Raw genomic sequence first — 23,138 nt, 5'->3', positions numbered from 1 at the left:
GTGCCGCCAGCTCCGGCTGCCCCGGCCGTTCCCGGCCGTCCGACAGCCGCCGGGGTTCCCGGTGCCCCGCTCCGGCCGAAATCCGTCGGGTAACCCGCCCCGGCAGAACCCTCATTGTCCCTCACTACGCAACGGACGGGCGCCCCGGGTCCGCGGTTCCCCCTTCCGCATGCCGGAGTTACAACGGAACGATGTCGGGCGCCCCCAGCCGTGCCGCGTCCGCCGTCTGGTCGTCCGGCTGGCGCTGCGATTCCCGTTCCGCCTGCACCCTCTTCTCGTAGTGCTCCACTTCCTTCTCGATCTGCCCCTTGTCCCAGCCCAGTACCGGAGCCATCAACTCGGCGCACTCCCGCGCCGAACGCGTCCCCCGGTCGAAGGTCTCGATCGAGATCCGCGTGCGCCGGGTCAGTACGTCGTCCAGGTGCCGTGCGCTCTCGTGCGAGGCCGCGTAGACGATCTCCGCCCGGAGGTAGTCGTCCGCCCCGGTTACCGGCCGGCCGAGCCCCGGGTCGGCGGCGATCAGGTCCAGCAGTTCCTCGGTGAGGGACCCGTACCGGTTCAACAGGTGTTCCACCCGCACCACGTGAAGACCCGTCCGGGCCGCGATCCTCGCCCGGGCGTTCCACAGCGCCCGGTACCCCTCCGCGCCCACCAGCGGCACGTCCTCCGTCACGCACTCCGCGACGCGCTGGTCGAGCCCGTGGACCGCCTCGTCGACCGCATCCTTCGCCATCACCCGGTACGTCGTGTACTTGCCGCCCGCCACGACCACGAGCCCCGGCACGGGGTGCGCCACCGTGTGCTCGCGGGAGAGCTTGCTCGTGGCGTCCGACTCCCCGGCCAGCAGCGGCCGCAGTCCCGCGTACACGCCCTGGACGTCGTCGCGGGTCAGGGGCACCGCGAGGACCGAGTTCACGTGTTCCAGCAGGTAGTCGATGTCCGCGCTCGACGCCGCCGGGTGCGCCTTGTCCAGGTCCCAGTCGGTGTCCGTGGTGCCCACGATCCAGTGCCGGCCCCACGGGATGACGAACAGCACCGACTTCTCGGTGCGCAGGATCAGCCCGGTGCTCGAATGGATCCGGTCCTTCGGTACGACCAGGTGGATGCCCTTGGAGGCGCGGACGTGGAACTGGCCGCGCTCGCCGATCAGCGCCTGCGTGTCGTCCGTCCACACCCCCGTGGCGTTCACGACCTGCTTCGCTCGGATCTCGTACTCCCCGGCGCTCCCCCGCCCCCCTTCGACGTCCTGCACGCGCGCGCCGACCACCCGTTCGCCCTCGCGCAGGAAGCCGATCACCCTCGCCCGGTTGGCGCACTGCGCCCCGTACGCCGAGGCCGTCCGCACCAGCGTGGCGACGTAGCGCGCGTCGTCCATCTGGGCGTCGTAGTACTGCAGGGCTCCCACCAGCGCGTCCTTGCGCAGCGCCGGAGCGACCCGCAGCGCCTGCTTGCGCGACAGGTGGCGGTGCACCGGCAGGCCCCGGCCGTGTCCGCTGGACACCGACATGGCGTCGTACAGGGCGACGCCCGATCCGGCGTAGATCCGCTCCCAGCCCTTGTGCTGGAGGGGGTACAGGAACGGCACCGGCTTCACCAGGTGCGGCGCGAGCCGCTCCAGCAGCAGGCCGCGCTCCTTCAGCGCCTCGCGCACGAGGGCGAAGTCGAGCATCTCCAGGTACCTCAGACCGCCGTGGATCAGCTTGCTGGAGCGGCTGGAGGTGCCCGAGGCCCAGTCACGCGCCTCGACCAGCCCGGTCGAGAGGCCTCTGGTCGCCGCATCGAGCGCGGTGCCGGCGCCGACCACACCCGCGCCCACGACCAGTACGTCCAACTCCCGCTCGGCCATCCGGGCGAGGGCCTCGGCGCGCTGCGCCGGGCCGAGTGTCGCTGTCCTCACGGCTGCCTCCCGTTGGTGCGGGTGTTCCCCGCTTCGTGCGGGTGATCCCGTTCACATCCCCCGTTGCCCGATTCTGACCGTCCGCACCCACATCAGCCACCGCCTGTGGACAACACAACGGCGACCACCACTCCAGAATGCGACATATCTGTCATATATACGCCTAGTCTGACATTGCGCCAGCTCCTCGGGGGCTACCCCTGTCCACAGGGCTTGCGCGCGCATCCCCCTCGTGTCAGGGAAGGGACGGCACCCCATGCCCGCAGACCTCGCCGTCATCGGACTCGGCCATCTCGGCCTCCCCCTCGCCCAGGCGGCCGTCGCCGCCGGGATCGAGACGGTCGGCTACGACAGCGGTCCGGTCACGGACTCCACCCTCACCGCCGCCGAGATCCGCCGCATGTCGGCGGCCGGCTTCCGGGTCACCACCAACCCCGCCGAGCTCGGACGGGTCCGCACCGCCGTCATCTGCGCCCCCACCCAGCTCGGCGCCGACCGCGCCCTCGACCTGTCCGCCGTCGGCGAGGCCGGCCGTGCGCTGGCCGCCCGGCTGCGCTCGCACACCACCGTGATCCTCGAATCGGCCGTCCACCCGGGCGTCACCGAGGACTACCTCCGCCCGATCCTCGAAGAGGGATCCGGGCTCCGCGCCGGCCGCGACTTCCACCTGGCCTACTCCCCCAGCCGCCTCGACCCGGGCAACCGCACCCACGGCATCTCCAACACGCCCAAGGTGATCGGCGGCCTCACCCCCGCCTGCACCGAGTCGGCCCACGCCTTCTACGCCCGCCTCACCGAGAAGGTGGTGCGCGCCCGCGGCCTGCGCGAGGCCGAGACCGTGCAGCTCCTGGAGACGAACTACCGGCACGTGAACATCGCCCTCATGAACGAGATGGCGGTGCTCTGCCACGACCTCGGCGTCGACCTCTGGGACGTCGTCCGCTGCGCGGAGACCAAGCCGTACGGGTTCCAGGCGTTCCGCCCCGGCCCCGGCGTCGGCGGCCACGGGGTCCCCCTGGACCCCAATTACCTCCCCCACACCACCCGCACCCCCGGCCACCCCCTGCGCATGATCGGCCTGGCGCAGGAGATCAACAACCGGATGCCCCAGTACGTCATCCAGCGGTCCGCCACCCTGCTGAACGAGCACGGGAAGTCCGCCCGCGGCGCCCGCGTCCTGCTGCTCGGGGTCACGTACAAACCCGACCTCGCCGACCAGGAGGGTTCACCGGCCAGCGAGATCGCCAGCCGCCTCCTCGACCTGGGGGCCCTGATCAGCTACCACGATCCGTACATCGCGGGCTGGCGGGTCCGGGACCAGCCGGTCCCCCGTGCCGAATCGTTGTACGAGGCCGCCGCGAACGCCGACCTGACCATCCTCCTCCAGCACCACCGCACCTATGACCTGCAAGGACTCGCGGTGAAGGCACAGTTGCTGCTGGACACCCGCGGCGCCAGCCCGGCGGGCGCCGCCCACCGCCTCTGAGGGAAGGGAAATCCCCCCGGTCGATGTCCGGGGCGGGTGCTAGCCTGCGGCGTCACTTATCTCGCACTTATGGCCGACGGCCGTTCGTGTGCCGCATTTCCCATGGGGGGATTTCCCGATGAGCCAGAACTTCCAGCCGCCCGCGCCCAGCTCCTACACCCAGGCGCCCGCCCCGGCACCGGCCCGCAGCGGCAACGTCGGCTTCGGCATCGTCGCCGCCGTCGTCGCCGCCCTGGTCTCCGCCGCCGCGTACGGCTGGATCATGCAGGCCGCCGACCGCGAGATCGGCTACGCCGCGGCCGGTGTCGGCCTCCTCGTCGGCCTCGCCGCCGGCAAGATCGGCGGGCGCAACGTGATCCTGCCCGTGGTCGCCGCCGCCCTCTCCCTCGGCGCCGTCTACCTCGGCCAGATGTTCTTCATCGTGCTCGCGCTGGCCGAGTACGGCAACGTCGGCGCCGGCGAGGTCTTCGACACCGTCGGCATCAGCGGCCTGAACGACATCTGGAAGGAAGGCACCGACGCCATGTCCTTCCTCTTCTTCGCCCTGGGCGCGTTCACCGCGTTCGGTACGGCCAAGAAGGTCAGCGACTGACGTCCGGCCCTCCCGAACGGCGCTGAGCAGGCACGATCGCGGCCCGAAAGACGGCAACCCCTGTTGACTACGGGGTTGCCGATCATATGATCCGCGCGTGTCTGCTCTTCCTCCTCCCGGTCGGCCCGTGTTCGAACCCGCCGACCGCATCCCCTCCCTCGCCGCACTGCGCGAAGCCGTGCGCCGGGGGGACTGGGACGCCGTCCGCACCGGGCTCGAAACGCCCCTCTGCGAGGACGACCGCGCCGTCGCCAGCGCGACGGTCGCCGAGACCGACGGCTCGGAAACCTTCCTCCGGTCGCAAGCCGAACGCTGGCCGGGCGATCCCCTGGCCCGGACCCTGCTCGCCGACCGGCTGGTCCGGATCGGCTGGGCCGCCCGCTCCAACCAGCGCGCGGAACACGTCTCCAAGGGCCAGTTCCACGATTTCCACTCCGCACTGCGGCGCGCCGAGATCCTGCTGATCGACGTCTGTGCCGAGTACCCCGAGTACGCCCTCGCCTGGTACGTGCGCCTCATCACCGCCCGCGGCCTCGAACTGGGCGAGAGCGAGGCCCGGCGCCGCTACGACCGGCTCGCCGAGCACCACCCCCACCACTACAGCGGCCAGCTCCAACTGCTCCAGCAGCTCTGCCCCAAATGGGGCGGCAGCTGGGAGTCCGCACACGGATTCGCCCGGCAGCGCCTGGACGGGGCGCCCGCGGGAAGCCCGGCCGGAGCCCTCACGGCCATCGCCCAGATGGAGCAGTACCTGGAGCTCTCGGAGAAGGCGAACAAGGCCGGCGCCGAGGCGTACCTGCGCCAACCGGAGAACCACGCGCGCCTGGTCGACGCCGCCGCCCGCTCCGCCCTGCACCCCGGCTTCCGCGCCGACGCCCACCACGCCGTCGGCGTCCACAGCGCCTTCGCCGCGGCGCACTGCGCGGCCGGCCGCCACGCAGAAGCGGCCGTGCACTTCCGCGCCCTCGGCAACGCGGCCGGCGAGTTCCCCTGGGGCTATCTGAGCAACGACCACGAGGCCGCGTTCGTGCGCCACCGCAAGACCGCACTGGCGAAGGGCTGAGGACGGCATGGACACGGACATCGACACCACCGGCCCCGCCACCGAAGGCACGCCCGCCACCGGACCGGCCGTCGCGGACCCCGCCACCGGCCCGGCGACCACCACCGACGCCGACGGCATCACGCACACCGCCGTCAACGGCATCCGCACCCTCCTCGCCCCGCGCTCCGGCCCCGTCACCGCCGGACTCCTCTTCCGCGTCGGCCGCGCCGACGAGACCCTCGCCACCAGCGGGATCACCCACCTGGTCGAACACCTCGCCCTGCACCGGCACGGCCTGAGCGACCTGCACTACAACGGCTCCACCTCCGCCGCCCACACCCACTTCCACGTCACCGGCACCCCCGCCGACGTCGTCGAATACCTCAACGGCGTCTGCGCGGCCCTGCGCGACCTCCCCATGGACCGGCTGGAGACCGAGAAGGAGATCCTGCGCACCGAGGCCGCCGGCCGCGGCCGCGGCCCGGGCCACGGCATGGCCCTGTGGCGGTACGGATCCCGCTCCTACGGCCTCACCGACTACGCCGAGGCCGGCCTGCACCGGATCACCGCGCACAACGTCCGCGACTGGGCCGGGACCTGGTTCACCGCCGAGAACGCGGTCCTGTGGATCACCAGCGACACCCTCCCCGAGGGCCTCGACCTCACCCTGCCCACCGGCACCTGGCACCCCGTCCCCGAGGCGACCTCCGCCCTCCCCGCCACCCCCGCCTACTTCCAGGGCGACGAGGGCGGGCTCGTCCTGACCTCGGTCCTGCCCCGCTCGACCGAGGCCGGGCTGCTCACCGAGGTCCTCGGCAAGGAACTGTTCCGCGCACTGCGCCAGAAGGGCGGCTACTCCTACACCGCGGCCGCCGAGTACTGCCCGCGCGACACCGCCTCCGCGACCGTCATCGCGTACGCCGACGCGCTCCCCGAGAAGCAGGACGCGATGGTCGGCGCCTTCGTCGACGTCCTCGCGAAGCTGCGGGCCGGCCGGATCGAGCAGGCCGACCTGGACTCCGTACGGACGGCCGCGCTGGCCCAGTTCGACGTCCCGGAGCTCGCCGCCGCCAAGCTCCCCGCCCAGGCCATGAACCTGCTGATGCGCCACCGCGACCTGACCGTCGCCGAGGCGCGGGCCCAGATCGAGGCCGTCACCCTCGCCGACCTCCAGCGGGTGGCCCGCGAGCTGTGGGCGGGCGCCCTGATGCAGGTCCCCCGCCGGGGCGTGGACTGGGCCGGACTCACCGCGGCCCCCGCCACCTCCCCCGACACGGTCACCGGGCGGCGCTACACCTCCCTGGAGGACCGCGACCTCGCCCTGCTCGTGGCGGGCGACGGCGTCAGCCTCGTCGGCCCGGGCCAGCAGGTGACGGTCCGGTACGCCGCCTGCTCGCTGATGTACGTCTTCCCGGACGGCGCCCGCCACCTCGTCGGCCACGACGGCTTCACCCTCACCGTCGAACCCACCCTGCACGGCATCACCGCCGCCGAGCTGGCCCCCCTGGACGCGGGCGTCCCGCCCGCCGCGGTGGTCCGCATGCCGCCCCGCGACCCCGCCCGCATACCGCAGCCCCGCAAGGCCGAACCGGCCGCACCGAAGGCCACCCGCAGCACCGCGGTCACGGTCGTGCTCTGGCTGCTCGGCCTGGCCTCCGGCTTCCTGACCGTCGTCCTCGGCCTGCTCGTCCTCGGCGAGACCGACGCGGAACTCACCCCCGACGGGCCCGACTGGACCGCCGTGGGCGGCTTCGGGATCGTCTGCCTGATGTTCCTCGTCCCCTGGCTCCTGGTGCTGCGCCACCGCCTCAAGGGCAAGGGCTGAGACACAAAAGGAGGGCCGGCACCCCGAGCGGGGTGCCGGCCCTCCTTGCCGATGTCGGTCAGGCCGTCAGGCCCGCCGCCGTCGGTCCCGTCAGCGGCTGTGCTGCGAGTCCGCGACCGTGACCTCGACCCGCTGGAACTCCTTGAGCTCGCTGTAGCCGGTGGTGGCCATCGAACGGCGCAGCGCGCCGAAGATGTTCATCGAGCCGTCGGGGCTGTGCGAGGGACCGGTGAGGATCTCCTCGGTGGTGCCGACGGTGCCCAGGTCGACCTTCTTGCCGCGCGGCACGTCCTCGTGCACGGCCTCCATGCCCCAGTGGTTGCCCTTGCCGGGCGCGTCCGTGGCACGGGCCAGCGGGGAGCCCATCATCACGGCGTCGGCGCCGCAGGCGACGGCCTTCGGGATGTCGCCCGACCAGCCCACGCCGCCGTCGGCGATGACGTGCACGTAGCGGCCGCCGGACTCGTCCATGTAGTCGCGCCGGGCCGCGGCCACGTCCGCGACGGCGGTCGCCATCGGGACCTGGATGCCCAGCACGTTGCGCGTGGTGTGCGCGGCGCCGCCACCGAAGCCGACGAGGACACCCGCGGCGCCGGTGCGCATCAGGTGCAGGGCCGCGGTGTAGGTGGCGCAGCCGCCGACGATCACGGGGACGTCGAGCTCGTAGATGAACTGCTTGAGGTTCAGCGGTTCGGCGGCGCCCGAGACGTGCTCGGCCGACACGGTGGTGCCGCGGATCACGAAGATGTCCACGCCCGCGTCGACGACGGCCTTGGAGAACTCGGCGGTGCGCTGCGGGGAGAGCGCTGCGGCGGTGACGACACCGGAGTCGCGCACCTCCTTGATGCGCTGGCGGATCAGGTCCGCCTGGATCGGCGCGGAGTAGATGTCCTGGAGGCGGCGGGTGGCCGTCTCCGTGTCCAGCTCCGTGATCTCGTCGAGCAGCGGCTGCGGGTCCTCGTACCGGGTCCACAGGCCTTCGAGGTTCAGCACGCCGAGGCCGCCGAGCTCACCGATGCGGATCGCGGTCTGCGGGGAGACGACCGAGTCCATGGGGGCGGCCAGGAAGGGGAGCTCGAAGCGGTACGCGTCGATCTGCCACGCGATCGAGACCTCCTTCGGGTCCCGGGTACGCCGGCTCGGGACGATGGCGATGTCGTCGAACGCGTACGCCCTGCGGCCGCGCTTGCCGCGCCCGATCTCGATCTCAGTCACGTGTGGTGGCCTTTCCTCTGGGTCTGCCCGTCCAGTATCCCTGAACGCCGGGGAGTCGCGTCCCCGTGACCGCTGTACGGACGCCGCAACGGCAAGGGGCGGGCCCGGTCACCCGGGCCCGCCCCTGTCAGGTGCGCTGTTATCCCTTGCGGGAGTAGTTCGGTGCTTCCACCGTCATCTGGATGTCGTGCGGGTGGCTCTCCTTGAGGCCCGCCGAGGTGATCCGGACGAAGCGGCCCCGGTCCTGGAGCTCGGGGACGGTGCGGCCGCCGACGTAGAACATCGACTGGCGCAGGCCGCCGACGAGCTGGTGCACGACCGCGGAGAGCGGGCCGCGGTAGGGCACCTGGCCCTCGATGCCCTCGGGGATGAGCTTGTCGTCGCCGCCCACGCCCTCCTGGAAGTAGCGGTCCTTGGAGAAGGAGCGCTGGTCACCGCGGGACTGCATCGCGCCGAGCGAACCCATGCCGCGGTAGGACTTGAACTGCTTGCCGTTGATGAAGAGCAGCTCGCCCGGGGACTCCTCGCAGCCCGCGAGCAGCGACCCGAGCATCACCGTGTCGGCGCCCGCGACCAGGGCCTTGGCGATGTCGCCGGAGTACTGGAGGCCGCCGTCACCGATGACCGGGACGCCGGCCGCCTTGGCGGCGAGGGAGGCCTCGTAGATCGCGGTGACCTGCGGGACGCCGATGCCGGCGACGACGCGGGTCGTACAGATGGAGCCGGGGCCCACGCCGACCTTGATGCCGTCGCAGCCTGCGTCGATGAGCGCCTGGGCGCCGTCGCGGGTGGCGACGTTGCCGCCGATGACGTCGACGCCGGAGTTCGACTTGATCTTCGCGACCATGTCGCCGACCAGGCGCGAGTGGCCGTGGGCGGTGTCGACGACGATGAAGTCGGCGCCGGCCTCGATCAGGGCCTGGGCGCGCTCGTACGCGTCACCGGCGACGCCGACGGCGGCGCCGACCAGCAGGCGGCCGTCCTTGTCCTTGGCCGCGTTCGGGTACTTCTCGGCCTTGACGAAGTCCTTGACCGTGATGAGGCCCTTGAGGATGCCCGCCTCGTCGACCAGCGGAAGCTTCTCGATCTTGTGGCGGCGCAGCAGCTCCATGGCGTCGACGCCGGAGATCCCGACCTTGCCCGTGACCAGCGGCATCGGCGTCATGACCTCGCGCACCTGGCGGCTGCGGTCCGACTCGAAGGCCATGTCGCGGTTGGTGACGATGCCGAGCAGCTTGCCCGCCGGGTCGGTGACCGGCACGCCGGAGATGCGGAACTTCGCGCAGAGCTGGTCGGCCTCGCCGAGGGTCGCGTCGGGGTGCACCGTGATGGGGTCGGTGACCATGCCGGACTCGGAGCGCTTGACCAGGTCGACCTGGTTGGCCTGGTCGGCGATGGAGAGGTTGCGGTGCAGTACGCCGACGCCGCCCTGGCGGGCCATCGCGATGGCCATGCGGGCCTCGGTGACCTTGTCCATGGCGGCGGACAGCAGCGGGACGTTCACGCGCACGTTGCGCGAGATGAGGGAGGAGGTGTCGATGGCGTCAGGCGACATGTCCGACGCGCCCGGCAGCAGCAGCACGTCGTCGTAGGTCAGTCCGAGCGTGGCGAATTTGTCGGGTACTCCGGTCGAACCGCTGTCGGTCATGACACCTTCCCAAATGGTCTTGCTCAGCGCGGATGTCCATGCTAACGGGATCCCGACGCGTCTCATTCCACGACCAAGGTTGAGCCTAAGTTTCGTCGGTTCCTACGACGATTTCGCTCGCGACCGACCGCTACGGGACCGCTACGGGACCGGTACCGGACCGCCCGGGGCGAACGGGCGGCCGCCACGAAGGAATCCGGGCCGCCGCCGCGCCTACTGTTCCGCGAGCGCCCTGAGCCTGCTGAGGGCGCGGTGCTGGGCCACCCGCACCGCACCGGGGGACATGCCGAGCATCTGCCCGGTCTCCTCCGCGGTCAGCCCGACCGCCACGCGCAGGACGAGCAGCTCGCGCTGGTTCTCCGGAAGGTTGGCCAGCAGCTTCTTGGCCCAGGCCGCGTCGCTGCTGAGCAGCGCCCGCTCTTCCGGGCCGAGCGAGTCGTCGGGCCGCTCCGGCATCTCGTCGGAGGGCACGGCCGTGCTGCCGGGATGCCGCATGGCGGCCCGCTGCAGGTCGGCGACCTTGTGCGCGGCGATGGCGAAGACGAAGGCCTCGAAGGGCCGGCCGGTGTCGCGGTAGCGCGGCAGGGCCATCAGGACGGCGACGCAGACCTCCTGCGCCAGGTCCTCCACGAAGTGACGGGCGTCACCGGGAAGCCGCGACAGCCGGGTGCGGCAGTAGCGGATCGCCAGGGGGTGCACGAAGGCGAGCAGGTCGTGCGTGGCCTGCTCGTCGCCCTCCACCGCTCGGCGTACGAGCGCGCTGACGGGCCCGGAACCGCCGCCTCTGGCGGCTCCGGTCGGGCCTGTGGCCGCGGGTGACCCCTGGGCCTCGTCGTCGCGCATCAATCCATGGTGCCTTGACGCCGGAGCATCCGTGGCACCGTGGTCCGGGTTGTGCATCGAAGCGTTATGAGCGGGTGCGCCGGAACTCATGCTGTGCGCCCTCCCCTCCCGCTCGGCCGAATGGTCCCCGAGGACTCCCCGAGGACTCCACATCTCCAAGAATGCGGCACACCCTCAAGGATGCGGCATCGCGCACGAAGCGACACGTCCCCCGGATTGTGCCCCGCCAACCCCCGGGTGCGCACCGGGTAGGACGGGGGCACCGGTCACGCGCTGCGGGACCGCGCCCGCCGTACGGGGCCGGGCGCCGCGCCGGATGCGAGCCCGGGATGCCGCCGGGTCGCCCCGGCGGTGGCCTGGAGGTGCTGGCGCCCCGTCCGCACGGGGCGGACGGGACCCGGGGGTCAGCGGACGAGGCCCCAGCGGAAGCCGAGCGCCACGGCGTGGGCCCGGTCGGAGGCGCCCAGCTTCTTGAACAGCCGGCGGGCGTGGGTCTTGACCGTGTCCTCGGAGAGGAAGAGCTCGCGCCCGATCTCCGCATTGGACCGGCCGTGGCTCATGCCCTCCAGCACCTGGATCTCGCGTGCGGTGAGCGTGGGCGCGGCGCCCATCTCGGCCGAACGGAGCCGGCGCGGAGCCAGTCGCCAGGTCGGGTCGGCGAGGGCCTGGGTGACCGTGGCCCGCAGTTCGGCGCGCGAGGCGTCCTTGTGCAGGTACCCACGGGCGCCGGCGGCGACCGCGAGGGCCACGCCGTCCAGGTCCTCGGCGACCGTCAGCATGATGATGCGGGCGCCGGGGTCGGCCGAGAGGAGCCGGCGGACCGTCTCGACACCGCCGAGTCCGGGCATCCGGACATCCATCAGAATCAGGTCGGAGCGGTCGGCACCCCAGCGGCGGAGGACTTCCTCGCCGTTGGCAGCCGTCGTCACACGCTCGACGCCGGGCACGGTGGCAACCGCGCGACGGAGCGCCTCTCGGGCAAGCGGGGAGTCGTCGCAGACGAGGACGGATGTCATGACCGCCCTCCGCAGCTGCTGATGCGCGTCACCTTGAGCCTCCAGGCTGGTACGTATCGTCACCTGTGCGGTCGATGTCCCCGGACACCTGTCCGAGAACTTCTTGGTTCAACCGCCTTCGCACTCTCAACGATGGTCACTCGAAAGAGTTACGGGTCGGACGGACACCTTCGGCACTCTACGTGAGGAACCGAACACGACACGGGCACCACAAGCGGCGTGTCCTCCATCTGGAGCTATGCCCTATTTGGCGGCTTTCCTTCCGTTTGGCATGTGTCTGAGGCTAGATTCCCAATGAGTCATATTTACATCTACTACGACAGTAGGTGTGGAGACATGGACCGTATCCGCCTCAGTACCGGCACCAAGAGGACTACCAATGGCAGATTTCTCCCGCCTCCCCGGACCGAACGCCGACCTCTGGGACTGGCAGCTGCTGGCTGCCTGCCGAGGAGTCGACAGCTCCCTCTTCTTCCACCCGGAAGGCGAGCGGGGCGCGGCCAGGAGCGCGCGCGAGGCCTCGGCTAAAGAGGTCTGCATGCGATGCCCGGTGCGCGCGGAATGCGCCGCGCACGCACTCGCCGTCCGTGAGCCCTACGGGGTGTGGGGCGGCCTCACCGAGGACGAACGCGAGGAACTGATGGGCCGAGCCCGCCACCGCCTGATTCCCGCATCCAGCGCGATCGGACCGATCGCTCCGCACTGACGGCCGCGGGAAACGTCCGAAGGAACGTTTCTCCTGCGCCCGGCACACCCGGGCGGGCAGCAGCCCGCGCCCGCCCGGGGCCGGTCAGCGCGCCGCGGCCCGCTCCAGCTCGGCCAGGGTCGCGGCCACGGCCGGGACCCTGGCCAGGTCCGGCAGGGTCAGCGCCACGACCTGCCGCTCGACGGCGGGTTCCACCACCAGGGTGCTCACGCCCTTGGCCCGTACGGACTCCACCGCGAGCTCCGGCAGCACCGCCACGCCCAGCCCGGCGCCGACCAGCCCCACGACCGCCGGATAGTCGTCGGTGGCGAAGTCGATCCGCGGGGTGAAGCCCGCGGACTCGCACACCTCCACCAGATGGCGGCGGCAGCGCGGACAGCCCGCGATCCAGGGCTCCTGCGCCAGCTCCGCCATGCCCACCCGTTCGGCCCCGGCCAGCGGATGGGCTTCGGGCACCAGCCCGACGAGCCGGTCCGTCAGCAGCGGCCGCACCACGAGGTCCTCCCACTCTGCGGACCCGGAGGAGCCGTCGTAGCGGAACGCCAGCGCCAGGTCGCAGTCGCCCTCGCGCAGCATCTCCACCGAACGCGGCGGCTCCGCCTCGACCAGGGAGATGCGGGTGCCCGGGTGCTCGGCGCGCATCGCCGCGAGCGCCGTCGGCACCAGCGTGGAGCTGCCGCTGGGGAAGGACACCAGCCGGACCCGGCCCGCGCGCAGCCCGGCGATGGCCGCGACCTCCTCCTCGGCGGCGGTCAGCCCGGCCAGGATCCCGGCGGCGTGCCGGACCAGGGCCTCACCCGCCTGGGTCAGCCGCATCTCGCGGCCGGTGCGGATGAGCAGCGGGGTGCCGGCCGACTGCTCCAGCGCCTTCATCTGCTGGGAGACGGCCGGCTGGGTGCAGCCGAGCTCGCGGGCGGCGGCGGAGAAGGACCCGGTCCCGGCGACAGCGCGCAGAACCCGGAGATGACGTGCCTCGATCACCCTTCGAGCATAAGGGCCACTTTGACCGCGCCGCCAATATCCGCGGGACCCTTTGGGGCCGTTCGGCTAGCGTGACCCCCATGACCTCGGGACCCGTACACCTGATCTCCGTGAACCTGGGCCGCGCCACGGCCGTCGACCGCACCGACGCCGGGAGCCCGCTGACCGGCATCGGCAAACGTCCGGTCCCCGGACCGGTGCGGGTCAGCTCCCCCGGCCCCAAGGCCACCGGCCTCGGCAGCGGCCTGGAGGGCGACGCGGTGTGCGACCGCCGCCACCACGGCGGCGACCACCAGGCCGTCTACGCGTACGCCCGCGAGGACCTCGACTGGTGGGAGGCCGAGCTCGGGCGCGAACTGGCCGACGGGCTCTTCGGCGAGAACTTCACCACCTCCGGCATCGACCTGAACACCGCGCGCCTGGGCGACCGCTGGCGGGTCGGCCCCGACCTCGTCCTCGAAGTGGCCTCCGCCCGCATCCCCTGCCGGACCTTCCAGAAGGTGCTCGCCGAGCCCGGCTGGGTCAAGCGCTTCACCGCACAGGCCCGCCCGGGCGCGTACCTCCGGGTGATCCGGGAGGGCTCCGTCTCCCCCGGCGACACCATCGAGGTCATCCACCGGCCGGACCACGACGTGACGGTGGAACTGTGGTTCCGCGCGTTCACTTCCGAGCGTTCGCTGCTCCCGCGCACCCTCGCCGCGGGCGAGGCGCTGGAGCCGGAGGCGCAGGAGACGGCCCGTCAGTACCTGGCGAAGTACGGGGCGAACGCCGGGCAGGCGTAGACCCGGCGGCCCGGGAAGCTAGGTTGCGCCTATGACGACTGCGTTGATTACGGGATCCACGGCGGGCATCGGCGCCGCTTTCGCCCGGCGGCTCGCCGCCCAGGGGCACAACCTGGTGCTGGTGGCACGCGACACCAAGCGGCTGGGCGAGCAGGCCACCGAACTGCACGACCGGCACGGAATCGAGGCCGAGGTACTGGCCGCCGACCTCTCCACCGAGGAGGGCATCGCGGCGGTCGAGCAGCGCCTCGACGACCGGACGCACCCGGTGGACCTGCTGGTCAACAACGCGGGCTTCGGCAACAAGGGCCGTTACCTGGAAGTCTCGATGGCCGACGAGCTCACCATGATCAAGGTGCACGTCGAGGCGGTGCTGCGGCTGACCTCGGCGGCCACCTCCTCGATGCGCGAGCGCGGCCGCGGCGGCGTGATCAACGTGGCCTCGGTCGCGGCCTTCGTACCGCGCGGCACCTACGGGGCGAGCAAGGCCTGGGTCGTGCAGTTCACCCAGGGTGCGGCGAAGGACCTGGCGGGATCGGGCGTACGGCTGATGGCGCTGTGCCCCGGCTTCGTACGGACCGAGTTCCACCAGCGTGCGGGCATGGGCACGGACAACATCCCCGGCTGGCTGTGGCTGGACGCCGACAAGCTGGTGGCCGCGGCGCTGGCCGACCTGGCGCGGGGCAAGACGGTGTCGATCCCGGACCCGCGGTACAAGGCGCTGATGGGCGTGGTGAAGCTGACGCCGCGCGCGCTGCTCGGCGGGGTGTCCTCGCGCACGGGCCGCAAGTACGGACCCCAGTGACCCGCCGGTAGCCCGGCCAAACGGGTGATACCTCCCTAAACTGGACGTGTACTGAACCTGTCGGGACGTGCCCTATCCGCCGGGAGGCGACGCGATGACATTCGTACAGGTAATCGATTACGAAACCATGCGCTTCGATGAGATGAACGCCCTCATCGACCGCTGGGCCGAGCAGAGCAGCGGCAAGCGCACCGCCACGCACACGATGATCGGCCAGGACCGCGAGGCCCGGAACCACTACGTGGACATGGTGGAGTTCGCCTCGTACGAGGACGCCATGAGGAACTCCCGGCTCCCGGAGACGGACCGGATGTTCCAGGAGATGGTGGCCCTCTGCGAGGGAATGCCGAAGTTCATGAACCTCGATGTGGTCCGCGACGAGCACCTCAACAAGGAGCTCGCCAACCGGGTGTTCACGGAAGCCGCCATGGGCGGCGACATGAGCGTCATCGACGCGTGCTTCGCGACGAACTACATCGACCACGACGCCAGCAAGGAAGAACCCACCGTCATCGGACGCGACAACATGCGCTCGGACATGGAGGCCTGGCGTGCGGCCTTCGACATGACCTTCGAGCCGACGGCCCAGGTGGCCGAGGGCGACATGGTCACGACGGTGTGGAACTGGCGCGGCACCCACAAGGGGCCGTTCATGGGGGTCGCCCCGACCGGGAAGACGTACGAGATGTCCGGGACCACCACCTTCCGGTGCGAGAACGGAGAGATCATCGAGGGCTGGTGGCACTACAACCCCGGAGCCCTGCAGCGCCAGATGGGCGGGGCCGGAACGCCCTACGCATCCTGAAGCCGGAAGCCGACCACGGGGAAGGCCCCGCTCCGCGGCTGCGGAACGGGGCCTTCTCGGCGCGTGGCGTGATCAGTGGCTGTGGCCGTGACCGTGGCCGTGACCGGCGTCGCCCTCGTCCTCCGCCGGCTTCTCGACGACCAGGGTCTCGGTCGTGAGCAGCAGGGAGGCGATGGAGGCGGCGTTCTCCAGCGCGGAACGGGTGACCTTCACCGGGTCGATGACGCCGGCCTTGACCAGGTCGCCGTACTCACCGGTGGCGGCGTTGAAGCCCTGGCCCTTGTCGAGCTCGGCGACCTTCGAGGTGATGACGTAGCCCTCGAGGCCGGCGTTCTCGGCGATCCAGCGCAGCGGCTCGACGGCGGCGCGGCGCACGACCGCGACACCGGTGGCCTCGTCGCCCGACAGGCCGAGGTTGCCCTCAAGGACCTTGACGGCGTGGACGAGCGCGGAGCCACCGCCGGAGACGATGCCCTCCTCGACCGCGGCGCGGGTCGCCGAGATGGCGTCCTCAAGGCGGTGCTTCTTCTCCTTGAGCTCCACCTCGGTGGCGGCGCCGACCTTGATGACGCAGACGCCGCCGGCGAGCTTCGCCAGGCGCTCCTGCAGCTTCTCGCGGTCCCAGTCGGAGTCCGTGGACTCGATCTCGGCCTTGATCTGGTTGACGCGGCCGACGACTTCCTCGTGGCTGCCGCCACCGTCGACGATGACCGTGTCGTCCTTGGTGATCGTGACGCGGCGGGCGGAGCCCAGTACGTCCAGACCGGCCTGGTCGAGCTTGAGGCCGACCTCCTCGGCGATGACGGTGGCACCGGTGAGGGTGGCCATGTCCTGGAGCATCGCCTTGCGACGGTCACCGAAGCCGGGGGCCTTGACGGCGACCGCGTTGAAGGTGCCGCGGATCTTGTTGACGACGAGGGTGGAGAGCGCCTCGCCCTCGACGTCCTCGGCGATGATCAGCAGCGGCTTGGAGGCGCCGGCCTGGATGACCTTCTCCAGCAGCGGCAGGAGGTCCTGGATGGAGGAGATCTTGCCCTGGTTGATCAGGATGTACGGGTCGTCGAGGACGGCCTCCATACGCTCCTGGTCGGAGACCATGTACGGGGAGAGGTAGCCCTTGTCGAAGGCCATGCCCTCGGTGAACTCCAGCTCCAGGCCGAAGGTGTTGGACTCCTCGACGGTGATGACACCGTCCTTGCCGACCTTGTCCATCGCCTCGGCGATGAGCTCGCCGACCTGCTGGTCCTGCGCGGAGAGCGCGGCCACGGCAGCGATGTCGGACTTGTCCTCGATCGGACGGGCGGTCGCGAGGAGCTCCTCGGACACGGCCTTGACCGCGGCGTCGATGCCCTTCTTCAGGGCGGCCGGGGAAGCACCCGCGGCGACGTTGCGCAGACCCTCGCGGACCAGCGCCTGGGCCAGCACGGTGGCGGTGGTGGTGCCGTCACCCGCGATGTCGTTGGTCTTGGTCGCCACCTCCTTCACGAGCTGCGCGCCCAGGTTCTCGTACGGGTCGTCGAGCTCGACCTCGCGCGCGATGGTGACGCCGTCGTTGGTGATGGTGGGGGCGCCGAACTTCTTGTCGATGACGACGTTGCGGCCCTTGGGGCCGATCGTCACCTTGACCGTGTCGGCAAGCTTGTTGACGCCGCGCTCGAGGGCGCGACGGGCGTCCTCGTCGAACTTCAGAATCTTCGGCATGGGAGCGGTTCAGTCCTCTCGTTGCGATCGGCCGCTCACCGCGACCGCCACCGCCTGGAACGAACTACGCCCCTCGCCGCCCGGCATCAGCAGGGTGACCAGGGGCGCAGCTCAAATCAAAACTTGAAGCGAATTACTTCTCGACGATCGCGAGCACGTCGCGAGCCGAGAGGACGAGGTACTCCTCGCCGCTGTACTTCACTTCGGTGCCGCCGTACTTGCTGTACAGCACGATGTCGCCGACGCTGACGTCCAGCGGGAGACGCTGGCCGTCCTCGAAGCGACCCGGGCCCACGGCGAGGACGACGCCCTCCTGGGGCTTCTCCTTCGCGGTGTCCGGGATGACCAGGCCAGAGGCCGTGGTCTGCTCGGCGTCGAGCGGCTGGACCACAATGCGGTCCTCGAGCGGCTTGATGGCAACCTTGGAGCTGGCGGTCGTCACGATCCGACCTCCCCCTTCGGAGATCCGGGGTTAACTGTCTGAGGTGGCGACCAGGTCGATCCGTCGTCGCGGGTGCCGGACCTGCCTGTCGCTGTGTTGGCACTCACCCGGGGTGAGTGCCAGGTGCGACACTATTCCGGCGATTAGCACTCGGTCAAGCGGAGTGCCAATTCTCGCCGCCGCTGGTGTCGCACGGGCCCCCTGCACCGACCCGTCCGGCCCATCCCCCCACACCCCCCGCCGGGCCCGTTCCCCTTGCGGCACCTGCACCGCACCACCCCCACCTCCTGCCCCACACCCCCCTCCACGGCCCGCAGCCCTCCTCGACCGATTCCCTACCGCCGCTGTCCCCGGGCCGGCCTGCCAGAGCCCAGCGCAGGGGTGACGACCCGGCAGATGCAGACCCCCCGCAGGGGAACTCGTCCCATATGTGAGGCTTGGGGCGTGCGCATCCTCGTGGTCGAAGACGAAGAAGGCCTGGCCGAATCCCTCCGCCGCGGCCTGTCCTGCGACGGACACCTCGTCGAGGTCGCGCACGACGGCCACCGCGGCCTCGACCTCGCCCTGGCCGGAGGCCCGTACGACGTCGTCCTGCTCGACCTGATGCTCCCCGGCATGAGCGGCCACGACATCTGCACCCGGATGCGCGCCCACGGCGACACCACCCCCGTGCTGATGCTCACCGCCAAGGACGGCGAGCACGACGAGGCCGAGGGCCTGGACGCCGGCGCGGACGACTACCTCACCAAGCCGTTCTCCTTCGTCGTCCTGGCCGCCCGCATCCGCGCGCTCGCCCGCCGCGCCGCCACCCCCGACCCAGGCGGCACCCTCCAGGCCGGCGACCTGCTCCTCGACCCGCCCGGCCGCCGCTGCCGCCGCGGCCCCCACGACATCGAGCTCACCGCCCGCGAACTGGGCGTGCTCGCCTGCCTGATGGAACAGCCCGGCCGGGCCGTCTCCAAGCAGGACATCCTCGACGAGGTCTGGGACGCCCCCCACGGGATCGACCCCAACATCGTCGAGGTGTACGTCTCCTCGCTGCGCAAGAAGATCGACGCCCCCTTCGGCCGCCGCTCGATCCGCACCGTGCACGGCACCGGCTACCGCCTGGCCCCCGACGGTGGCTAGCGCGAGCATCCGCGCCCGCACCGCCGCGGCCGCCGCCCTCGCGATGGCCGCCGTCCTGGCCGCCGGCGGGCTCTGGCTGCACAGCCTCCTGCGGGCCAACCTGCTCGACAACACCACCGGCCGCACCGAGCTCGCCGCCCGCAAGGTCGCCGCCCAGCTCGACGGCCGGACCCTGCCCGGCGGCCGGCTCCCCGCGCCCGAGGGCGGGGTGGACCTGGTCCTCGTCCGGGACGAGGCCGGGCGGACCGTCGCCACCAGCGGCGACCCGAAGGAGATCCCCGACCTCGGCCCCCTGCGCCCCGACCCCGGCACGGACTCCCGTTCGGCCGTCCTGCCGCCCGCCCGGCCCGGTCAGGAACGCCGGGTCGTGGTGGCCGTCGAGGCACCCGGCCTGCCGGGGGTGCACGGCGCGAGCACGGTGTACGCCATGACCGTGCTCGGCGACGTCGACGACGCGACCCGCGCCGTCGCGGTCGGGCTGCTCGCGGGCGCGCCCCCGCTGATCGGCTTCGCGGCAGCCCTCGCCTGGTGGGTGACGGGCCATGCGCTGCGCCCGGTCACGGCGATCCGGACCGAACTGGCGGCGGTCACCGCGAGCGAGCTGGACCGCAGGGTTCCGGACCCGGGCGGGGCGGACGAGATCGCGCAGCTGGCCCGGACCGTCAACGACACGCTGGACCGGCTGGAACGCTCCGACGCGCGCCAGCGCCAGTTCACCGCGGACGCCTCGCACGAGCTGCGCAATCCGCTCGCCGCCGTCCGGTCCCGGCTGGAGGTGGCGCTGGCCATGGACCACCCCGACCGGGAGTCGGTGGCGGCCGCACTGGCCGATGCCGAACGGCTCCAGGGGATCGCGGCCGACCTGCTGCTGCTGGCCCGGCTGGACGGCGGCCCACCGCCGCGGACCGAACCGGTGGACCTGGCGCTGCTCGCCGCGGAGGACCTGGCCCGCAGGCAGGAGCCCCCGGTCCCGCTGCGGCTGGACGCCGAGGCGCCCGTACCGGCGTCCGGGGACCCCGCGCGGCTGGAACGGGCGCTGGCCAACCTGGTGGACAACGCCCTGCGGCACGCCCGTACGCAGGTCGTGGTGCGGGCCGCGGGCTCCCCGGACGGCCGGACGCTGCTGGAGGTCACGGACGACGGCCCGGGCATCCCGGAGGCGGACCGGGAACGGGTCTTCGAGCGGTTCGTACGGCTGGACGCGAACCGCGCACGGACCGGCGGCGGCACCGGGCTGGGCCTGGCCATCGCCCGGGAGATCGCCCGGGCGCACGGGGGCGACGTACGGGCCCTGCCGGGGCCCGCCGGAGGGGCCCGACTGGTCCTGCACCTGCCGCCGCGGCCGCCGGGCTGAGCCCCGGACCTGGGCCTCGGACCTGCTCCTCGGGCCGGATCTTCAGGTTTCCCTCAGCGCGGACACCCCAGCATCGACTGGCATGAGCGCGCACCGGAGGAAGAGCACCGCCCGAGGCCGCCGGGCCTCCCGTCGCAGACGGCTGGGCCGCACCCTGCTGATCACGGGCTGCGCACTGGCGGTGATGGCGGGCGGCGGCGCCTGGTACCTGTACCGGGACCTGGCCTCCAGCATCGGCAGTTCCAAGGCCCTGGAAGGCGCCGAGAAGTCGAAGTTCGGCGACACGAACATCCTGCTCATGGGCCTGGACAGCCGTAAGGACCAGAACGGCCAGGACCTGCCGGAGGACGTCCTCGACAAGCTGCACGCCGGCAGCTCGGACATCGGCGGCTACAACGCGAACACCCTGATCCTGCTCCACGTGCCCGGGGACGGCAGCCGGGCGAAGGCCTTCTCGATCCCGCGCGACGACTTCGTCGACATACCCGGCCACGGGAAGGACAAGATCAAGAAGGCCTACGGGTTCGCGAAGGAGAAGAAGCAGGAGCAGCTCGCCGCGCAGGGGGTCAAGGACTCCCGTCAGCTGGAACGGGACGGCCGGGAGGCGGGCCGCAAGGCGCAGATCGAGACGGTGCGCGCCTTCCTGGGCGTGCCGGTCGATCATTTCGCCGAGCTGAACCTGGCCGGTTTCTACCACCTCGCGGACGCCCTGGGCGGCGTACCGGTGTGCCTGAACAAGGCGGTGAAGGACAGGTACTCGGGTGCCGACTTCCCGGCCGGTCCGCAGACCCTCGACGGCCAGCAGTCCCTCGCCTTCGTCCGCCAGCGCCACGGGCTGGACGGGGGCGACCTGGACCGGACGAAGCGGCAGCAGGCCTTCCTGGCCGGCGCGACGCAGAAGCTGAACTCGGCCGGGACCTTCACCGACCCGGGCAAGCTGATCAAGCTGATCGACGCCGCGAAACAGGACGTGGTGACGGACGAGGGGTGGGACCTGCTGTCGTTCGTGAAGCAGGCGAAGAACCTTTCCGGCGGAAAAGTGCAATTTTCGACACTCCCCGTGGAGCGCTTCGGCAGGAACCATGGGGAGGACATCAACGTCGTAGATGATATGAAGATAAAGCGCCTCATTGCCGAGCAGATCGGACCCAAGCCGACTGCGAGCCCGAGCGCACCCGGCACCCCGGGCGCACCGGCACCGGCGCCGACCCCCCATGAGGCGTCACCCCCTTCATCACCTCCCTCGTCACCCCCCACATCTCCCCCGCCGGCTTCCCGGCCGGCGCCCACGGACCCCTCCTCGTCCCCCGACGGCGGCGGCATCCCGTGCGTGGACTGAGGCGCCCGCGGCCCCTGACGTCGGCGGGGTCCCGCCGCCGGACCGAAGCGCTGCTGCTGCTCTTCGTCGTCGCGATCGCCGTGTTCGGGCACGTGTGCGCGGGCCTGGCGATGAACGGCGAGCTCCCCGCGAACCTCACCGGCTTCACCATCAGCCTCACGCTGCTGTCGCTGGTGGGGCACCTGGGCGTACGCCGGTTCGCGGCCTACGCGGATCCGCTGATCCTGCCCCTCGCCATGCTGCTGACCGGGCTCGGGCTGGTACTGCTGCACCGCCTCGACCAGGGCTACATCGAGCGGTACAACTCCGACGCGAACGCTCCGGGCCAGTTGCTGTGGACGGTGGTCGGGGTCGCCGCCTGCATCCTGGTGCTGGCCCTGCTGCGCGACCACCGGCTCTTGCAGCGGTTCATCTACATCACCATGGCCGTCGCGCTGGTGCTGCTGATCGCACCGGCGTTCTTCGGCGCCGACACGTACGGCGCGAAGCGCTGGATCAAGCTCTTCGGCTTCTCGCTCCAGCCCGGCGAGTTCGTGAAGATCATGATCGCGATCTTCTTCGCCGGCTACCTGGTCATCCACCGGGACTCGCTGGCGCTGACCGGCCGCAAGTTCCTCGGCATGCGGCTGCCTCCCATGCGCCAGCTCGGACCGATCATCACCGTGTGGATCGTCTCCATGCTCGTGCTGGTCTTCGAGCGCGACCTCGGCACCTCACTGATCTTCTTCGGCGTCTTCGTGGTGATGCTCTACGTCGCCACCGAGCGCACCAGCTGGATCGCGTGCGGCCTGATCATGGCCTCGGTGGGCGCTTTCGTGGTCGGCTCGACGGAACCGCACGTCCAGGCGCGAGTGGCGGCCTGGCTCAACCCGCTCTCGTACTACTGGGAGAACCGGCCCCCGGGGGTCACCTCGGACCAGTCCGCACAGGCGCTGTTCAGCTTCGGCACGGGCGGCGTCTCCGGCACCGGGCTGGGCATGGGGCACCCCGAGCTGATCGCCTTCGCCGGGCGCAGCGACTTCATCCTGACGACGGTGGGCGAGGAACTCGGCCTGGCGGGGGTGATGGCCGTACTGATCCTCTACGCGCTCCTCGTGCAGCGCGGGCTGCGCATGGCGCTCGGCGCCCGCGACCCCTTCGGCAAGCTCCTGGCCGTGGGCCTGGCCGCGGCGCTGGCCCTCCAGGTCTTCGTGGTGGCGGGCGGCGTGACGGGCCTGATCCCCCTGACGGGCAAGGCCCTGCCGTTCCTGGCGAAGGGAGGCTCGTCCCTCCTGGCCAACTGGATCATGATCGCCCTCCTCCTCCGCATCAGCGACAGCGCGGAACGCCAACGCGAGGCCGACGCCCGCGGCCCGGCCGAAACCACGATCACCCCACTGGTGGGGGCGGGCCGGGAGTGAGGGGGCGGGGGGCGGGGGCTTCGGGGGGCTTGTGGCGGTGGGGCGGTATCAGAGATGTCTTGGGGGATTCCCGTCAGTCCCAGGGTCCTTCCGTGCCGGGCCGGGCCCTCAAGGGCGCTCCTTCGTCG

The 23,138-nt window shown here is 71.4% G+C and carries 20 protein-coding genes; 12 read left to right on the top strand and 8 right to left on the bottom strand.

The annotated features are described in order from the left end of the window. Positions 1-178: 178 nt before the first annotated feature. Complete coding sequence (locus IO30_RS0123490) at positions 179-1,897, bottom strand: glycerol-3-phosphate dehydrogenase/oxidase (protein WP_031145841.1); 1,719 nt, start codon at positions 1,895-1,897, stop codon at positions 179-181. A gap of 256 nt (positions 1,898-2,153) precedes the next feature. Between IO30_RS0123490 and IO30_RS0123485 the strand changes: the two genes are divergently transcribed. The 4 genes from IO30_RS0123485 to IO30_RS0123470 all read left to right on the top strand — a co-directional run bounded on the left by IO30_RS0123485 (position 2,154) and on the right by IO30_RS0123470 (position 6,845). Beyond that, the gene (locus IO30_RS0123485) at positions 2,154-3,383 is read left to right on the top strand and encodes a nucleotide sugar dehydrogenase (protein WP_031145839.1); all 1,230 of its coding nucleotides are present in this window, start codon (positions 2,154-2,156) and stop codon (positions 3,381-3,383) included. A gap of 118 nt (positions 3,384-3,501) precedes the next feature. Then, complete coding sequence (locus IO30_RS0123480) at positions 3,502-3,975, top strand: hypothetical protein (RefSeq protein ID WP_031145837.1); 474 nt, start codon at positions 3,502-3,504, stop codon at positions 3,973-3,975. Between the two features lie 97 nt (positions 3,976-4,072). After that, positions 4,073-5,038: a hypothetical protein gene (locus tag IO30_RS0123475; protein WP_031145835.1), complete on the top strand. Its 966-nt coding sequence runs from the start codon at positions 4,073-4,075 to the stop codon at positions 5,036-5,038. 7 nt (positions 5,039-5,045) lie between these two features. Then, positions 5,046-6,845 carry a M16 family metallopeptidase gene (locus IO30_RS0123470; RefSeq protein ID WP_272933192.1) on the top strand — a complete coding sequence of 600 codons (1,800 nt, stop codon included), beginning with the start codon at positions 5,046-5,048 and terminating at the stop codon, positions 6,843-6,845. 90 nt (positions 6,846-6,935) lie between these two features. Here the strand turns inward: IO30_RS0123470 and IO30_RS0123465 are convergent, their stop codons facing one another. The 4 genes from IO30_RS0123465 to IO30_RS0123450 form a co-directional block, all read right to left on the bottom strand. Continuing rightward, on the bottom strand, positions 6,936-8,060 hold the full coding sequence (locus tag IO30_RS0123465) for a GuaB3 family IMP dehydrogenase-related protein (RefSeq protein ID WP_031145831.1): 1,125 nt from the start codon (positions 8,058-8,060) through the stop codon (positions 6,936-6,938). A gap of 139 nt (positions 8,061-8,199) precedes the next feature. Next, complete coding sequence (gene guaB / locus IO30_RS0123460; protein WP_031145829.1) at positions 8,200-9,708, bottom strand: IMP dehydrogenase; 1,509 nt, start codon at positions 9,706-9,708, stop codon at positions 8,200-8,202. Between the two features lie 213 nt (positions 9,709-9,921). Further along, the gene (locus IO30_RS0123455) at positions 9,922-10,551 is read right to left on the bottom strand and encodes a sigma-70 family RNA polymerase sigma factor (RefSeq protein ID WP_031145827.1); all 630 of its coding nucleotides are present in this window, start codon (positions 10,549-10,551) and stop codon (positions 9,922-9,924) included. A 404-nt stretch (positions 10,552-10,955) separates the two neighbouring features. Beyond that, the gene (locus IO30_RS0123450; protein WP_003948568.1) at positions 10,956-11,567 is read right to left on the bottom strand and encodes a response regulator transcription factor; all 612 of its coding nucleotides are present in this window, start codon (positions 11,565-11,567) and stop codon (positions 10,956-10,958) included. 379 nt (positions 11,568-11,946) lie between these two features. Here IO30_RS0123450 and IO30_RS0123445 point away from each other — a divergent pair, with 379 nt between their 5' ends. Next, positions 11,947-12,273: a WhiB family transcriptional regulator gene (locus IO30_RS0123445; RefSeq protein ID WP_031145825.1), complete on the top strand. Its 327-nt coding sequence runs from the start codon at positions 11,947-11,949 to the stop codon at positions 12,271-12,273. Between the two features lie 84 nt (positions 12,274-12,357). Here the strand turns inward: IO30_RS0123445 and IO30_RS0123440 are convergent, their stop codons facing one another. Further along, the gene (locus IO30_RS0123440; RefSeq protein WP_031145824.1) at positions 12,358-13,254 is read right to left on the bottom strand and encodes a LysR family transcriptional regulator; all 897 of its coding nucleotides are present in this window, start codon (positions 13,252-13,254) and stop codon (positions 12,358-12,360) included. 80 nt (positions 13,255-13,334) lie between these two features. Between IO30_RS0123440 and IO30_RS0123435 the strand changes: the two genes are divergently transcribed. From IO30_RS0123435 to IO30_RS0123425, 3 genes are all read left to right on the top strand, one after another. Continuing rightward, entirely contained in the window at positions 13,335-14,036 is a 702-nt protein-coding gene (locus tag IO30_RS0123435) for an MOSC domain-containing protein (RefSeq protein WP_031145822.1), read from the top strand. A gap of 31 nt (positions 14,037-14,067) precedes the next feature. Then, positions 14,068-14,841, top strand: a complete 774-nt coding sequence (locus IO30_RS0123430) for an SDR family NAD(P)-dependent oxidoreductase (protein ID WP_031145820.1) — start codon at positions 14,068-14,070, stop codon at positions 14,839-14,841. Positions 14,842-14,968: 127 nt separating this feature from the next. Beyond that, positions 14,969-15,646 carry an ester cyclase gene (locus tag IO30_RS0123425; protein ID WP_373316469.1) on the top strand — a complete coding sequence of 226 codons (678 nt, stop codon included), beginning with the start codon at positions 14,969-14,971 and terminating at the stop codon, positions 15,644-15,646. 72 nt (positions 15,647-15,718) lie between these two features. Here IO30_RS0123425 and groL read toward each other — a convergent pair whose 3' ends face one another. Both groL and groES read right to left on the bottom strand, forming a co-directional pair. Beyond that, entirely contained in the window at positions 15,719-17,347 is a 1,629-nt protein-coding gene (gene groL / locus IO30_RS0123420) for a chaperonin GroEL (protein ID WP_031145816.1), read from the bottom strand. 133 nt (positions 17,348-17,480) lie between these two features. Beyond that, a complete protein-coding gene (gene groES / locus IO30_RS0123415) occupies positions 17,481-17,789 on the bottom strand; it encodes a co-chaperone GroES (protein ID WP_030230757.1) in 309 nt (102 codons plus the stop codon). A gap of 444 nt (positions 17,790-18,233) precedes the next feature. Between groES and IO30_RS0123410 the strand changes: the two genes are divergently transcribed. The 4 genes from IO30_RS0123410 (at position 18,234) to IO30_RS0123395 (ending at position 23,010) form a co-directional block, all read left to right on the top strand. Next, positions 18,234-18,917: a response regulator transcription factor gene (locus IO30_RS0123410; protein ID WP_031145814.1), complete on the top strand. Its 684-nt coding sequence runs from the start codon at positions 18,234-18,236 to the stop codon at positions 18,915-18,917. Beyond that, positions 18,910-20,271 carry a sensor histidine kinase gene (locus IO30_RS0123405; RefSeq protein WP_031145812.1) on the top strand — a complete coding sequence of 454 codons (1,362 nt, stop codon included), beginning with the start codon at positions 18,910-18,912 and terminating at the stop codon, positions 20,269-20,271. The genes IO30_RS0123410 and IO30_RS0123405 overlap by 8 nt, the downstream gene beginning before the upstream one ends. Before the next feature lie 82 nt (positions 20,272-20,353). Next, positions 20,354-21,610 (top strand): LCP family protein, encoded by a 1,257-nt coding sequence (locus tag IO30_RS0123400; protein ID WP_031145810.1) that lies wholly within the window; start codon positions 20,354-20,356, stop codon positions 21,608-21,610. Then, a complete protein-coding gene (locus tag IO30_RS0123395; protein ID WP_373316541.1) occupies positions 21,607-23,010 on the top strand; it encodes an FtsW/RodA/SpoVE family cell cycle protein in 1,404 nt (467 codons plus the stop codon). The genes IO30_RS0123400 and IO30_RS0123395 overlap by 4 nt, the downstream gene beginning before the upstream one ends. Positions 23,011-23,138: the final 128 nt, after the last annotated feature.

Origin of the sequence: Streptomyces xanthophaeus, from assembly GCF_000725805.1 — a bacterium.
GTDB classification, from domain to species: Bacteria; Actinomycetota; Actinomycetes; order Streptomycetales; family Streptomycetaceae; genus Streptomyces; species Streptomyces xanthophaeus.
Note: the sequence above shows the minus strand (reverse complement) of the source record. Positions and strands in the feature narration are given on the sequence as shown.

Excerpts from the sequence above, each read along its gene's own strand:
- IO30_RS0123485 (WP_031145839.1), top strand. The coding sequence starts at position 2,154 with ATGCCCGCAGACCTCGCCGTCATCGGACTCGGCCATCTCGGCCTCCCC.
- IO30_RS0123480 (WP_031145837.1), top strand. The coding sequence starts at position 3,502 with ATGAGCCAGAACTTCCAGCCGCCCGCGCCCAGCTCCTACACCCAGGCG.
- IO30_RS0123470 (WP_272933192.1), top strand. The coding sequence starts at position 5,046 with ATGGACACGGACATCGACACCACCGGCCCCGCCACCGAAGGCACGCCC.
- guaB (WP_031145829.1), bottom strand. The coding sequence starts at position 9,708 with ATGACCGACAGCGGTTCGACCGGAGTACCCGACAAATTCGCCACGCTC.
- IO30_RS0123455 (WP_031145827.1), bottom strand. The coding sequence starts at position 10,551 with ATGCGCGACGACGAGGCCCAGGGGTCACCCGCGGCCACAGGCCCGACC.
- IO30_RS0123450 (WP_003948568.1), bottom strand. The coding sequence starts at position 11,567 with ATGACATCCGTCCTCGTCTGCGACGACTCCCCGCTTGCCCGAGAGGCG.
- IO30_RS0123445 (WP_031145825.1), top strand. The coding sequence starts at position 11,947 with ATGGCAGATTTCTCCCGCCTCCCCGGACCGAACGCCGACCTCTGGGAC.
- IO30_RS0123435 (WP_031145822.1), top strand. The coding sequence starts at position 13,335 with ATGACCTCGGGACCCGTACACCTGATCTCCGTGAACCTGGGCCGCGCC.
- IO30_RS0123430 (WP_031145820.1), top strand. The coding sequence starts at position 14,068 with ATGACGACTGCGTTGATTACGGGATCCACGGCGGGCATCGGCGCCGCT.
- IO30_RS0123425 (WP_373316469.1), top strand. The coding sequence starts at position 14,969 with ATGCGCTTCGATGAGATGAACGCCCTCATCGACCGCTGGGCCGAGCAG.
- groL (WP_031145816.1), bottom strand. The coding sequence starts at position 17,347 with ATGCCGAAGATTCTGAAGTTCGACGAGGACGCCCGTCGCGCCCTCGAG.
- IO30_RS0123400 (WP_031145810.1), top strand. The coding sequence starts at position 20,354 with ATGAGCGCGCACCGGAGGAAGAGCACCGCCCGAGGCCGCCGGGCCTCC.